The 13,684-nt window shown below is 39.3% G+C and carries 10 protein-coding genes and 9 tRNA genes; 16 read left to right on the top strand and 3 right to left on the bottom strand.

The features are described from left to right. The first annotated feature begins 2 nt into the window (after positions 1-2). The 14 genes from tolA (at position 3) to ATS72_RS05575 (ending at position 6,267) form a co-directional block, all read left to right on the top strand. Complete coding sequence (tolA, locus tag ATS72_RS05640) at positions 3-929, top strand: cell envelope integrity protein TolA (protein ID WP_058429119.1); 927 nt, start codon at positions 3-5, stop codon at positions 927-929. A gap of 9 nt (positions 930-938) precedes the next feature. After that, positions 939-2,297, top strand: a complete 1,359-nt coding sequence (gene tolB / locus ATS72_RS05635; RefSeq protein ID WP_010557248.1) for a Tol-Pal system beta propeller repeat protein TolB — start codon at positions 939-941, stop codon at positions 2,295-2,297. Positions 2,298-2,331: 34 nt separating this feature from the next. Continuing rightward, a complete protein-coding gene (pal, locus tag ATS72_RS05630; protein WP_008131978.1) occupies positions 2,332-2,874 on the top strand; it encodes a peptidoglycan-associated lipoprotein Pal in 543 nt (180 codons plus the stop codon). A 13-nt stretch (positions 2,875-2,887) separates the two neighbouring features. Next, a complete protein-coding gene (ybgF, locus tag ATS72_RS05625; protein WP_008131976.1) occupies positions 2,888-3,637 on the top strand; it encodes a tol-pal system protein YbgF in 750 nt (249 codons plus the stop codon). A gap of 171 nt (positions 3,638-3,808) precedes the next feature. Beyond that, positions 3,809-3,884: transfer RNA gene (locus ATS72_RS05620), tRNA-Lys, on the top strand. A gap of 58 nt (positions 3,885-3,942) precedes the next feature. Then, positions 3,943-4,018: transfer RNA gene (locus ATS72_RS05615), tRNA-Lys, on the top strand. 48 nt (positions 4,019-4,066) lie between these two features. Then, positions 4,067-4,142, top strand: a tRNA-Lys gene (locus tag ATS72_RS05610). A gap of 60 nt (positions 4,143-4,202) precedes the next feature. Then, positions 4,203-4,278, top strand: a tRNA-Lys gene (locus ATS72_RS05605). Between the two features lie 64 nt (positions 4,279-4,342). Continuing rightward, positions 4,343-4,418 (top strand) — tRNA-Lys (locus ATS72_RS05600). Between the two features lie 59 nt (positions 4,419-4,477). Continuing rightward, a tRNA-Lys gene (locus ATS72_RS05595) sits at positions 4,478-4,553 on the top strand. A 40-nt stretch (positions 4,554-4,593) separates the two neighbouring features. Beyond that, positions 4,594-4,669, top strand: a tRNA-Lys gene (locus ATS72_RS05590). Between the two features lie 79 nt (positions 4,670-4,748). Continuing rightward, positions 4,749-4,824: transfer RNA gene (locus ATS72_RS05585), tRNA-Lys, on the top strand. Between the two features lie 128 nt (positions 4,825-4,952). Further along, positions 4,953-5,993: a quinolinate synthase NadA gene (gene nadA / locus ATS72_RS05580; RefSeq protein WP_058429118.1), complete on the top strand. Its 1,041-nt coding sequence runs from the start codon at positions 4,953-4,955 to the stop codon at positions 5,991-5,993. Between the two features lie 184 nt (positions 5,994-6,177). Next, a tRNA-Ser gene (locus ATS72_RS05575) sits at positions 6,178-6,267 on the top strand. Positions 6,268-6,309: 42 nt separating this feature from the next. Here ATS72_RS05575 and ATS72_RS05570 read toward each other — a convergent pair. Both ATS72_RS05570 and ATS72_RS05565 read right to left on the bottom strand, forming a co-directional pair. Next, complete coding sequence (locus ATS72_RS05570) at positions 6,310-7,968, bottom strand: GGDEF domain-containing protein (protein WP_058429117.1); 1,659 nt, start codon at positions 7,966-7,968, stop codon at positions 6,310-6,312. A gap of 102 nt (positions 7,969-8,070) precedes the next feature. After that, positions 8,071-10,740 (bottom strand): CHASE domain-containing protein, encoded by a 2,670-nt coding sequence (locus ATS72_RS05565; protein ID WP_058429116.1) that lies wholly within the window; start codon positions 10,738-10,740, stop codon positions 8,071-8,073. A gap of 291 nt (positions 10,741-11,031) precedes the next feature. Here ATS72_RS05565 and ATS72_RS05560 point away from each other — a divergent pair, with 291 nt between their 5' ends. Further along, a complete protein-coding gene (locus ATS72_RS05560; RefSeq protein ID WP_058429183.1) occupies positions 11,032-11,901 on the top strand; it encodes an alpha/beta fold hydrolase in 870 nt (289 codons plus the stop codon). Positions 11,902-11,957: 56 nt separating this feature from the next. On the opposite strand, the gene ATS72_RS05555 is transcribed toward ATS72_RS05560, so the two are convergent. Further along, on the bottom strand, positions 11,958-12,347 hold the full coding sequence (locus ATS72_RS05555; RefSeq protein WP_010557274.1) for a DUF2750 domain-containing protein: 390 nt from the start codon (positions 12,345-12,347) through the stop codon (positions 11,958-11,960). A 214-nt stretch (positions 12,348-12,561) separates the two neighbouring features. Here ATS72_RS05555 and ATS72_RS05550 point away from each other — a divergent pair, with 214 nt between their 5' ends. Then, positions 12,562-13,605, top strand: a complete 1,044-nt coding sequence (locus ATS72_RS05550) for an alkene reductase (protein ID WP_058429115.1) — start codon at positions 12,562-12,564, stop codon at positions 13,603-13,605. The last annotated feature ends 79 nt before the right edge of the window (positions 13,606-13,684 follow it).

Here is a 13,684-nt window from a genome sequence, read left to right as displayed (position 1 = left end):
GGATGAGTAGTGCATTAGTAAAATCGGTGGTATTGCATTTAGGTTTGGGCGGATTGTTGTACGCGTCAGCTAACATTCATGCACCAACCCCTAAAGTAATGGAAGTGACGTTAAACACAGCTATACCTGAACCCGACAAAGCGGTTTCTGCTGTAACGGTTGACCAAAAAATGGTTGAGCAAAAAATTGCTGAGCTACAAAAAAAAGAAAAAGATAAAAAGCGTGCTGAAGATAAGCGGATACGTGATTTAGAACGCAGGGCTGCAGATGCTCGCAAACAACGTGAATCTGAGGCTCGAAACATTAAAAAACTTGAGCGTGAACGCAAAGCCAAAGAGAAAGAAAAAGCGCAAGCTGAAGCTCAAGCAAAAAAGGCGCGTGAGATAGAGCAAAAAGAGCGTGCCAAAGCTAAGCAAGCAGAAAAGCAAAAACAAGAGGCTGAAAAGGCAGCAAAAGCGGCTGCAGATAAGCGTAAGCTTGAAGAAGAAGCGCTAAAAAAAGCAGAAGCTGAACGTATTAAGCGTGAGCAAGAAGCTAAAGAGCGTGCAGCCGAAGCTGAACGTAAGCGTCAACAAGCATTACAAGAACAAATATTGCAAGAACAACTTGCTAAAGAGCAGGCTGCACGTAGTAAAATACGCCAGCAACAAGTTGCAAGTGAAGTTGACAAATACCGTGCTTTGATCATGGCGCGTATCCAACAAAACTTGTTAATTGATGAAAAAATGAAAAACCAACAATGTCGAGTGAATATTCGTCTTGGCTTTAATGGTTTAGTTACGCAAGTTAAGTCTTTAGGTGGTGATAAGCTAGTGTGTGAAGCCGCGCTCAGAGCGGTTCGTATGGCCGACACATTACCTGTGTCTAAAGACAGAGACGTGTTTGACCAGCTAAAAAATATTAACTTAACAATCAAGCCAGAATTTTAAAGGAATGATATGTTCAATAAACTAAGAGTAGCCTGTGTAGTATTGCTACTAGGGTTTCAAGGCATTGCAAATGCTGCACTTGAAATTGTAATTACCGAAGGTGTTGATGGCGCAAGGCCTATTGCTATTGTGCCATTTAAATACACCGGAATAGGTCCGATCCCACAAAAACTAAGTGATGTGATTGCAGCTGATTTAGTCCGAAGTGGTAAGTTTAAGCCGGTTGATGTTGCACAAATGCCACAACAACCAAGCGAGGACCAAGCAATTGATTATGCCTCATGGGTTAATCAAGGGGTTGAGGCCGTTTTAGTTGGTCAAGTTGAACAGCAAACCGATGGCCGATACTTAGTCCGTTATGAATTAGTGGATGTAATTCGTGGTCAAATTACGGGTGGTAACACCCAAATGATGTCTAATGGGCAATTAGTAAAAAGCCAAGACCACATTTTAGAAGCCAGAGAAAGCGTTATTTCCGAAAGTGGGTTTCGCCGCTATTCACACCGTATTAGTGATGTGATTTATGAAAAACTAACAGGCGAAAAAGGTGCATTTTTAACTAAAATTGCCTATGTGATTGTGCGTGACGAAGACGATAAGCCGTATCAACTCGTTGTTGCCGATTACGATGGATTCAACGAGCAAGTACTTTTGCGCTCTAAAGAGCCGTTAATGTCACCCGCGTGGTCACCAGATGGTACCAAGCTTGCTTATGTAACGTTTGAAAATCGTCAAAGCCAAATATATATCCAAGACTTATATACAGGTAAGCGAGAAGTGGTAGCCAGCTATCGTGGGATTAATGGTGCTCCGCAGTTTTCACCTGATGGTAAAGAGCTTCTATTAGTCCTTTCAAAAGATAAAACAGGTGCAACGGAAATTTATTTACTAAACCTGGCAACGCGTAAAGAAACACGCCTAACAAACCACCGTAGCATAGATACTGAACCATCTTGGTACCCAAATGGTCAAGATATAGTGTTTACCTCGGAAAGGGGTGGTAATGCTCAGATTTATAAGTTAAATTTAAAAACTGGCAGATCAAAGCGCCTAACGTTTGATGGCGATATGAATCTTGCAGGGTCAGTTACGCCTGACAGTAAAGAATTAGTGATGGTTAATCGTACGAACGGTAAGTACCATCTTGCTAAAAAAGAGCTAGCTTCTGGCGCGTTTCAAGTATTAACGCGAACTCGCTTAGATGAATCACCGAGTATAGCGCCAAATGGCTCGATGATAATATACAGCACGCTCCATAATAACAAACAGGTACTGGCGTTAGTATCGATGGACGGCCGCTTTAAAGCACGATTACCTGTGCTAGACGGACAAGTAAAGGCGCCAGCTTGGTCGCCATATTTACAGTAATGTTACTGGTTTACTCAAAATAGGAATCTACTCAATGCAACTTAATAAAATACTTAAAGGCCTGCTAATTGCTGTGCCAGTAATGACATTAGCAGCTTGTAGCTCGTCTTCAGATATCGACGAGGGTGCTGCAAACCAATCTAATCAACCTGCTGTTGAGCAAACAACTAGCAACGATACAGTTGAAGTAGCAACAATTTCGCCTGAAGAACGTGCTGAAGAACAACTTCGTCAAAAATACGAAGCACTTCGTCAAGAGCAAGTAATCTACTTTGATTTTGATAAAGCGACAATTGAAAGCAAATATGCTGATTTACTTCGCGCACATGCTGACTTTTTAGTAAAAAACCCATCGGTTAAAGTATTAATTGAAGGCCATGCAGATGAGCGTGGCACGCCAGAGTACAATATTGCACTAGGTGAAAACCGTGGTCAGTCAGTTGAAAAATACCTGCTAAGCTTAGGTGTATCAGCTAGCCAAATGTCAGTAGTGAGTTACGGTGAAGAAAAACCAATGGTTAAGTCTCGCACTGAATCAGCTTTCGCTAAAAACCGCCGTGCGGTATTAGTTTACTAAGATAAGAGATATTATGAAGCCGAAAATTATTTTGGCAGCAATGATATTGAGCGGGAGCACCCAGTTATGGGCTGCTCCCGCTCCTGTTTCAGAAGCTGCGAGTTCACAGTCAAGTATTGAGAAGCGCTTAGCGTCGTTAGAAAGTATGATGCAATCGCGTAATTTCTTGCAAGCCGAGTTACAACAGCAACTTAATTTACTTCAAGATGAAGTAAGCCAAATTCGCGGAGTGACGGAAGAGCAAAGCTATAAACTAGAAAAAGTACTTCAGCGTCAGCGTGAGCTTTATCAAGAGATTGAAAACCGTGTTAGTCAAGCGTATTCACAGCCTGCAGCAGTGCCTGCAACCGACTATGCACAACCTAATGACTCACAAGCATATAGCAGTGATTTATCTGAGAATGAGGCTTACGAGCGTGCTGTTGCACTTATAATGAAAGATAAACGCTACGACCAGGCTATTCCAGAGTTTCAAACGTTCTTAAAAACGTATCCAGAATCTGTGTATGCGTCAAACGCACACTATTGGTTAGGTCAATTATTAACAATTAAAAATGATGGAGTTAAAGCGGTTGATCACTTTAGAGTGGTTGTAAACGAATATCCAAATTCAAATAAACGGCCAGACGCCATGTTAAAATTAGGCACGCTTTTAAAAGAGCAAGGATTGACAGACGAATCGTTAAAAATACTTAACGAACTTGTTACGCAATACCCAAGTACAACGGCTGCAAAATTAGCCACAGATCGCCTGTCTAATTAATTGAATCAGCTTGATTAGACTGCTTTTTGTCATAAGCGGTCTAAAATTGGTCAACTAGGCATAAAAACTTAAAAAAAGAGACAATTTCGGTTGCACTCATTTTATAAATAAGTATTATAAGCGCCCGCAGCAAACGAATGGTTACCCCAGTCAAAATGTTGCAAAAAGAGCGGGTCATTAGCTCAGTTGGTAGAGCAGTTGACTTTTAATCAATTGGTCGATGGTTCGAATCCATCATGACCCACCATTTTAAAATGGTCTTTTATCGGCGGATTTACGTAGTATTCAAAGTTGTAAATTAGAGCGGGTCATTAGCTCAGTTGGTAGAGCAGTTGACTTTTAATCAATTGGTCGATGGTTCGAATCCATCATGACCCACCATTTTTATAATGGTCTACAACAACTTTAATACAGCAGTTATACCAGAGCGGGTCATTAGCTCAGTTGGTAGAGCAGTTGACTTTTAATCAATTGGTCGATGGTTCGAATCCATCATGACCCACCACTTTTAAAGTGTCTGGATCGGCGGATTTACGCATTTATATTATTGAATAAGTTTATGAGCGGGTCATTAGCTCAGTTGGTAGAGCAGTTGACTTTTAATCAATTGGTCGATGGTTCGAATCCATCATGACCCACCACTTATTTTTAAGTGGTTATTTACTAAAGCATTAATTGCACTCAATAATCTAAAAATTATAGAATGGGTCATTAGCTCAGTTGGTAGAGCAGTTGACTTTTAATCAATTGGTCGATGGTTCGAATCCATCATGACCCACCATTCTATAAAACTCTAATCGGCGGATTCACGCAAGTAAGCTTTTAAGTTTATATTTGAGCGGGTCATTAGCTCAGTTGGTAGAGCAGTTGACTTTTAATCAATTGGTCGATGGTTCGAATCCATCATGACCCACCATTTTCATGGAAATATATATTTATTAGTTAACACCAAGAGCGGGTCATTAGCTCAGTTGGTAGAGCAGTTGACTTTTAATCAATTGGTCGATGGTTCGAATCCATCATGACCCACCATTTTTGCTTTGTAAGTAAAAACTGGAACATCGGCGGATCTACGCAAACACTATCTTTTTAGTACGTACAATTTTAGAGCGGGTCATTAGCTCAGTTGGTAGAGCAGTTGACTTTTAATCAATTGGTCGATGGTTCGAATCCATCATGACCCACCATCTGCTAAATTCTTTTTAAAATCCCATTCTTTTTTTTATAAACAAGCTTAAGCAGTTTGCTGTTATTTATGTTTTTATTCTCGTATAATTCGCCGTAATTTATACACTGTAAATAAGTGGTCGAGAACATGAGTTTAGCGCAAACTATTATGCCTGAAGGCTATATTTTCCCTCCAAAGCCAGCACCGTTAACAAACGACGAGCAAGGCGAGTACAAAGCACGTATTAAGCAATTACTTAAAGATAAAAACGCGGTACTCGTAGCGCATTATTATACTGATCCAGAAATCCAAGCCCTTGCCGAAGAAACTGGCGGTTGCGTTGCCGACTCTTTAGAAATGGCGCGCTTTGGTGCAAGACACGACGCTGATATGATCATCGTTGCAGGCGTTCGTTTTATGGGTGAAACTGCTAAAATTTTAACGCCAAACAAAACGGTTGTTATGCCAACACTTGAAGCAACATGCTCGCTAGACATCGGTTGTCCGATTGATGAGTTCTCAGCATTTTGCGACCAGCACCCTGATCGTAAAGTGGTGGTGTATGCAAACACCTCTACAGCGGTTAAAGCCCGTGCAGATTGGATTGTAACCTCATCGTGCGCGCTTGAAATTGTTGAGCACTTAGACGAGCAAGGCGAAAAAATTATTTGGGGCCCAGACAAGCACCTAGGTAGCTACATTCAAAAAAATACCGGCGCTGATATGATCATGTGGAATGGCGCATGTATTGTTCACGACGAGTTTAAAACTAAAGCATTGAAAGAGTTTAAGGCACTGCACCCAGATGCTGGCGTTTTAGTTCACCCAGAGTCACCTGCAGAAATAGTTGCACTTGCTGACGCCGTTGGATCTACAAGCCAGCTGATTAAAGCAGCGCAAACAATGCCGAATAAAAAGTTTATTGTTGCAACTGATCGCGGTATTTTTTATAAAATGCAGCAGCTATGCCCAGAGAAAGAGTTCTTTGCCGCCCCTACGGCTGGTGAAGGCGCTTCTTGTAAAAGTTGTGCACATTGCCCGTGGATGGCGATGAATGGCTTAAAAGCGATTGAGGAGGCCTTAATAGACCCTCAAGGTAAAGAGGTATTTGTAGATATGGACTTGCGTGAAGGTGCACTTAAGTCACTTAACCGCATGCTAGACTTTACGGCGAGTATGGCTAAATAATTTTAGCAAATGTAAAGTAACTAGACTGATATAAAAAACGGCTAAGCCTTATCGTTTAGCCGTTTTTTATTGAAAAAGTAAATAACTGCACGATTAATAGCCATTCAACAGTACATATTTAAAAAGGCCTTGCACCTGCGTAACCTATTTCATACTATAACGCGCTGTTGCTAGGCAACACCGTGGAGGAATGGCTGAGTGGCTGAAGGCGCACGCCTGGAAAGTGTGTTTAGGTTAATCCCTAACGAGGGTTCGAATCCCTCTTCCTCCACCATCATTCTATATCAGGACGCCTTTGGGCGTCCTTTTTTGTGCTTTAAATCTGCTGAGTGGTATTGTGGTTAGTAGGTGTATTATTTTTACGAGCATATTTTGCCGCATACATTCTTTCATCAGCTAAAGTAAAACATGCTTTATAATCTGTGCACTCACTGCTGCTAGCAATGCCAAAGCTTAAACCAGATTGCGGCCACGTTTGCTTTAGTTGAATATGCGCTTTATTAAGTGCTTTAGATGTGTTGTCTGCCAATTTTTCTAGCTCGTTTAACGACGAAGCACAACACAAACATATAAACTCATCGCCTCCAGTTCTATACACATCTCCTAGGTTGGCCAGTTCTTTTTTAATTAATTCAGTGACATTGATAAGTAGTTTGTCGCCACTGGCATGCCCTAGTTGATCGTTTATTGATTTCATACCATCGCAGTCAATAAATCCTATTAAATAATAATGGCCTATGGAATTTAGCTTTTCTTGTAGTAGTAAACGATTGCCTACTTTTGTGAGTGGGTCAATACGGGATTGCTCAAGGGCATTGATATAATCGTTTTGCTTTATTTTCAGCCATTCGGATAATGAAAGTAATATACAAATACAATCAATAGCGAGGGCAACAAGCACCCAAAGTTCAGCTGAAGCCGTTACGAATAAATTAAGGTGAGATAAAATAAAGACAACAAGTGATAGGCTGTAAACAATATTACCGGTTAAAAAGTACTTTGCTCTAAAATCGTTTAAGCTCAACATTTTAAAACCGAGCACTAACGTTAGTACCACCCATATTGCTGCTAAAGTGTGTGCTAAATAAAATACCCAATGAAAGGGTAGTACTAGGTTTATAAAGCCACTAATAAAAGCAACATAAGAAAAACACTTTAAAAATTGGCTTATTCGTGTTTTTTCAACCGTATGAAAATTAAATAAGTAATAGGCAAAGGCGCTGGCTGAAGATATCGCAAACGAAAAAATATACATACCAAGATAATGCGAGTTTATGCTTTTAAAGCTGTAAAACACGCCAAAAACCCCAGCCGCAAACGCCCAACCAATTCCGTGTAAGCCAATATAACCTGCACAATATAAGGCAACGTTTTGACCTGTTTTTAAATAAAGAATGAATGCCATGCAGGCAAGGGTGAGCATAATGGTGATGGACATTATACTGAGTGAATTTATAAAAAACTGCTGGTATATAAATGTAGGCTCATCTAAAAAGGTTACACTCACTGGTTTGGCGTAATGGCGTGCATTTAAATAAAGCCACAGTACGCCTTGAGAATTTGTTTCTAGGTTTAATTGAAACGCTTGTCCATGCATTATAATTGCTGACTGCGACAAATTACCCTGAGAAAAATCAGCAATTAAACGAATTCCCTGTGTATCTTGCCAATAAGCAATACCACCATCTAGGTAGTTTGCTTGGGGTAATACAACCCAGCGTTCTTCATTCAGAGTCGACAGTGGTATTTTAGCAACAGCGGGTCCACGCATTTCAGATAAAGAAACAAGAGGGCTTTGCTTATTTTGATATGCACTGATTATTTGTTCACCCGAAACAGGTGACTTTATATTAACCTGTTGCCAAATAGCGGGCCCAATTTTTTTAATTTGTTCATCATTGAGCGATTGAGCTAATGTACTAAAAGACAATAGGGTCAACAATATACATAAATATAAACTAAATAATCTAAGCATACTCCCCCTTTAATTTGCTTATGTGCTTTTGAAAAAAATACTTTATAAGTATTTATATAACCATTTAATACCCAATATGTCAGTTTTTAAGGTATTTCGGCTTTAGCTATTTTTAATATGTAATGCGTTTATTAGTTTTTGTTTTTCAATAGGTTTTGATACGTAACCATCAAAAAACTGTTCATAAAGTTGCTTTTGTTCAGAGAGTACATTGGCTGTAAGTGCAATAACTGTTTGTGATGCATCTATCCTTTTTATGGCTTTACACGCTTCAAAGCCATCCATTTTTGGCATTTGTATGTCCATTAAAATTATATGAGGTGATACCTTTTTGTATAAATCTATTGCTTCATAACCATTATTAGCAATGACTAATTTAGCACCTGTAGGCTCAAGAAAAGAGCTCACAATTATTTGGTTAATTTTATTATCTTCAGCAATCAAAATAACTTTATTACTTAGATCGGGAAAATCTAAATTTTCAGTATTATCAGTGCTTGGTATTTTGTCAGCTTGTTCTAACGGTAGGTATACATAAAACTGGCTACCAACACCTTCTTCGCTTGTTACTTTTATGTCACCGTCCATAAGGTTTATTAGCGACTTCGTAATTGGCAATCCAAGCCCTGTTCCACCATATTCACGCGTGGTTGAAGACTCTGCTTGTTCAAATCGCTCAAAGAGCCTGTTTACAACATTTTTTGGAATACCAATACCTGTGTCTGAAACAATAGCGCAAACTTGTTCATCGTCAGTTAGTTTAAACTCAACCGTTACACCTCCTTTGTGTGTAAACTTAATTGCGTTGTATATTATGTTTAAAAACACCTGCCTTATTCTTACAGCATCACCACGCCAGTATTTACGATGAATCGTTGATTTAAATTTTAGATAAATATTCTTTTCTTGGGCAGGTACTAATAAATCAGACTCTAAATGATGAATTAATTCGTCCAGCTCAAACACCTTCTGCTCAAGAGAAAGTTTACCGGCTTCGATTTTAGAAAAATCCAGTATATCGTTAATAATAGTGGTTAATGAGCGAGTAGAGTAGAGTGCTTTTTTTAAGTAGTCTGTTGATTTATCATTCATCGGTTGCTCTTGCAGTAACTGCAGAGTACCTAAAATACCATTCATAGGTGTACGTATTTCATGGCTCATGTTCGCTAAAAATTCAGATTTAGTCTTAGAGCTTTGCTCTGCGAGTTCTTTTGCATGAGCAAGCGCGTGCTCGTGTTTTATTTGCTGCGTTAAATCAAACGCAATGCCTAAAAAACCTACAACTTGGGCTCTGTTATTCAACAGCGACGTAACACTTAAGCTCACTTGAATATGCTTGCCTTTAGAGTCTACATAGGTCCATTGATTAACATCGGGTTCTGTGGGGGTTGCTTTTACAATTAATGTTTCAAATCCAGGACTCACTATTTTATTGAGCTCAATACTTAGTTGTTTTGCTTTTCTTATCAGTTCTGTTTCTAAATGAAATATGCCACAGGTTTTTTTACCTACCACATCAAATGCCTTGTAGCCCAGTAACTTCTCTGCGGCAGGGTTAAACTCGGTGATTAAACCGTTTATGTCGGTAGCTATAATAGAGTAGCTAGCACTGTCTAAAATACTACGCTGTAGCATACTAATATCAGCTATTTGCTGAGTTCGCAGTTTTACATCGGTTTCTAGTTTTAAATTGGCTTGTTCAAGAATATTTTTATGTGCTTGTTCGGCTTCACGTCTTAAGTTTTCTTTTTGGGCTTTTCGAAAAAATTGTAACTGTATTGCAAGCACAACTAACATAGCAATGAGTGTTAAAAAAATACCATTCACGAGTGCTTGATACTGATAGGGCAAATGCAGGTTTTCTACAAACGCGTAAGAGCCATGCAACGTTATTTGCCACTCACGACCAATCACTTTAGTCACCGTGGATACTTTAAATTCAGTGTTATTTGCTGGATTGCCGTATGTAAAAAAGGCCACATCAGTTGCATCGTTGAGATCGCTGATGGTTAAGTAGTTTTCATCAATATCAAATAATGAGTTTAAAATATTGTCTATAAGCAAAGGGGAGTATGCCCAGCCATGCAGTGCTTCAAGGCGTTCATCGTTAGATGTAGGAGTGATCTTACTATTATAAATAGGTAATAGAATCAAAAAACCATGGTGAGCTTTCTGATCTGCTTGGACTAACGTAATAGGTGCAGATAATTGCGCATTATTTGCAAAAACTGCGCTTAATGCTGCACGTTTACGAATAGTTTCTGAGCCAATATCTAACCCTATTGCTTGTTTATTACCACTTTCAGGAAAAATATATTGGATCACAAAATGATCATTCTTATTTTCAGAAAGTGTTTTAAAATTAAATAGGCTATCGGGGCGTTCGCTTTGTGCTTTATTTATAAACGCGGCAAGTTCGTTATGTGTTACTTTTTTTATGTACCCAACGCCGTTAGCACCAGGAAACTCTTGGGAGTAATCTCTTGCGTTTGAATAACTCTTAATTGCGGTGTAGTTTAAATTTTCTATTCCAATACCCTGTATAAACCCTTTGAGGCCAAATAACCCGTATTGATATAACTCCATTCTGTTATTTATGCCTACGGATAAACTGGTTAACTTGCTATTTAGCGCAGCTGTTACTTTTGAGTCTAAGGTTTGTTGATGCTGAATTTGTTGAAAGTAAGTTAAAACAATACCTATAGTGAGGATTACAACCTGAAGTAAAGTACTTAATAGCACCCCTTTATTAGCTCTACTTTGCAAAGCCATTTAGCAATCCTTTTGTATGGTATTTTTTGAGACTGTATTATTACCTAAGAGCTTTGAATATAGCATTTAATAGTTAAGTTACAAGCTAATAATTAACTAAACTCTTTGTTAAATAGTACGTTGCTTAATACTTTTATTTAGCGTGGGTTCTCAGTTAATACCGTATTTATAGGTATTTTTGTAATGAAAAAGGCTTTCTTTTAATCTATGCGTTAAAGCTTGCTGGTGATTTTTCGAAGTTTATGGGTAATTGTGTTACAACAATTAAATACAAAAGTTTTGGTTCATAACATGTACTCACTTTCACAATGGCAATTAAGCGGTCAATTTATAAATATAAACGGGCATCAAATTTTTACTAAAACGGCAGGGAATACACATAACCCCGCGCTTGTTTTAATTCACGGTTTTCCAAGTGCAAGCTGGGATTGGGAAGCTATGTGGGATGAACTTAGTAAACACTACTTTTTAGTGACACTTGATATGCTTGGTTTTGGGCTTTCGGATAAGCCTTCAAAAGCGGATTATAAAATTGCAGAGCAAGCTGATTTATACACACATTTTTTACAGCGTTTAAATATAAGTAATGTACATATACTTGCCCACGACTATGGCGATACCGTTGCCCAAGAGCTATTAGCGAGGCAAGTGGCTAATCAAAGTGAAGTACATATACACAGTGTGTGCTTTTTGAATGGCGGGTTGTTTCCTCAAGCACATAAACCGTTATTTATACAAAAGTTGTTACTTTCAAAGCTGGGCTGGATAGTCCCTAAGCTAATGAGTAAGCATAAGTTTGCCAAAAATTTAACCTCCATATTTGGTGCAAACACGCCACCCGCACCTGTAGTTATAGATACGCTTTGGGCGCTTTTAAATCACAATAATGGTTTACGTGTTATGCCAAAGCTAATTAATTACATTACACAGCGAAAGCAAAACGAGCAGCGCTGGGTTACTGCAATTATTAATAGCGATATACCGGTTACATTGATTGCAGGTGAGCAAGACCCAATATCAGGGAAACACATGCTCGAACAGTATGAAAAAATAATACCTAATGCCCGCACACAAGGCTTTGCTGAGCTTGGGCACTATCCGCAAGTTGAAGATGCTAAGGCAATCACTCAGGCATATTTAAATTTTAGAAAGCAGGTATAAAAAACGCGGCTATTGTAAAGCCGCGTCCATAAACTAAATAAAGTTATGCTAGTTACTTAGTATTTTTTCTTTGGTGCTTTTAGTTGCCTTTCAAATTCATCAGGAAATAAAATAGTGCCGTCGTCTTCCTCTGTCGGGAATACGGCAATAAGTAAGTCGTCTTCTTCAAGGCCGGGTGTCCATCGGCTGAACCAGTCATTAGTAGGGATTGCTTTAGGTGTGCATCCTTCCCAGTCGCCCGTTGCCCATGCTTGTGCAAATTCTCGTGTAGGCCATACAGGCACACAATCGTCATCTTCGTTAGTAAGCATTACACAGCCGTCGTCGTCATTTAAAATCCATACTTGCTTGTACTGTTGTACGGTTTCAAACATAAAAGCGAGACGCTTTTTGGCTCCAAGGCCTAAAATTACGTCGTGTTCTTCGGTTGCATTTACGCGTGTCATGATGGGCTCACTTTTGTTGCGGTCAATTTATATTTATAGCGTACAAGTATATCGAGTTATGTGACATCGTGTTGAAAACTTCACAATTATTTTTGTTATTTAGATCTGTTTTATGGGTTAGTCAGTATATTTTGAGCAAACATTCAAAATTGATCTTGAATGTTGCCTAAATGGCCGCACTTAGTATGCATACACTTAATCAAGGATTTATAAAATGAACACAGATTTACTTACACCATATCGATTAAATGACACGATTGAACTTAAAAATCGTGTATTAATGGCACCGCTTACACGTTGTATGGCTGACGAAAATTTAGTGCCAACGCAAGATATGGTTGAGTATTATGCTCGCCGCGCAGACACAGGTCTCATTATTAGCGAAGCGACAATTATTCGCCCAGACGGGCAAGGTTACCCAACTACGCCTGGTTTGTTTACACGCGAGCAAATTCAAGGTTGGAAAAAAGTGACCGACGCTGTTCATGCAAATGGTGGCAAAATGTTTGCTCAACTTTGGCATGTTGGCCGAGTTGCGCACCCTCACTTTTTTGATGGTGAAGTACTCGCACCTTCAGCAATCGGCGTAGAAGGTTCTGTGCCCCGCATGCGCGAGCTGACTTATATAACACCAAAAGCGGCAACCATTGATGATATTAAATCGTTAATTGCAGATTTTGCCAAAGCCGCCGAAAACGCAATTGAAGCCGGTTTTGACGGTGTAGAAATTCATGGCGCAAACGGCTACTTAATTGATCAATTTTTACATTATGAAGCCAATGTACGTGAAGACGAGTACGGCCAAACACCGCAAAACATGGCTCGCTTTGCACTTGAGGTTACCGATGCAGTTATTGCTGCAGTAGGTAACGAGCGTACAGCACTGCGTGTAACACCTGGCGCCTACTTTAATATGAGTGAAGATAACCGTGACAAAGCGGTATTTGACTACTTACTACCTGAACTTGAAAAACGAAACCTTGCTTACTTGCACGGTGGTATTTTTGACGACAGCACAACATTCGAATCGCTAGAAGGCAAAACTACATCAGCGTTTTTACGTGCGGGATACAAAGGAGTACTTGTTGGTGTTGGTAGCTACAGCTTTGAGTCAGCTAAAGATGCAATTAATGAAGGTAAGTTTGATTTAATTGCGATTGGCCGCCCGCTAATTGCAAACCCTGATTACATTAGCAAAGTAACAAACGGCGAAGAGTTAGTGCCTTACAGCGACGAGATGCTTGCTGAGCTTAAATAACGTTTAGCAATTAAATAAAAAAAGACACTTAATAGCTTTATTAAGTGTCTTTTTTTTTACATATTTTCGCCATTATTTT

This window comes from Pseudoalteromonas sp. 13-15 (assembly GCF_001468205.2).
In the GTDB taxonomy this organism is placed as follows: Bacteria; Pseudomonadota; Gammaproteobacteria; order Enterobacterales; family Alteromonadaceae; genus Pseudoalteromonas; species Pseudoalteromonas marina.
Note: the sequence above shows the minus strand (reverse complement) of the source record. Positions and strands in the feature narration are given on the sequence as shown.

Coding starts and splice junctions, on each gene's coding strand:
- ATS72_RS05565 (WP_058429116.1), bottom strand. CDS start 10,740: ATGGCTTTGCAAAGTAGAGCTAATAAAGGGGTGCTATTAAGTACTTTA.
- tolB (WP_010557248.1), top strand. CDS start 939: ATGTTCAATAAACTAAGAGTAGCCTGTGTAGTATTGCTACTAGGGTTT.
- ATS72_RS05570 (WP_058429117.1), bottom strand. CDS start 7,968: ATGCTTAGATTATTTAGTTTATATTTATGTATATTGTTGACCCTATTG.
- tolA (WP_058429119.1), top strand. CDS start 3: ATGAGTAGTGCATTAGTAAAATCGGTGGTATTGCATTTAGGTTTGGGC.
- pal (WP_008131978.1), top strand. CDS start 2,332: ATGCAACTTAATAAAATACTTAAAGGCCTGCTAATTGCTGTGCCAGTA.
- ATS72_RS05555 (WP_010557274.1), bottom strand. CDS start 12,347: ATGACACGCGTAAATGCAACCGAAGAACACGACGTAATTTTAGGCCTT.
- ybgF (WP_008131976.1), top strand. CDS start 2,888: ATGAAGCCGAAAATTATTTTGGCAGCAATGATATTGAGCGGGAGCACC.
- ATS72_RS05560 (WP_058429183.1), top strand. CDS start 11,032: ATGTACTCACTTTCACAATGGCAATTAAGCGGTCAATTTATAAATATA.
- ATS72_RS05550 (WP_058429115.1), top strand. CDS start 12,562: ATGAACACAGATTTACTTACACCATATCGATTAAATGACACGATTGAA.
- nadA (WP_058429118.1), top strand. CDS start 4,953: ATGAGTTTAGCGCAAACTATTATGCCTGAAGGCTATATTTTCCCTCCA.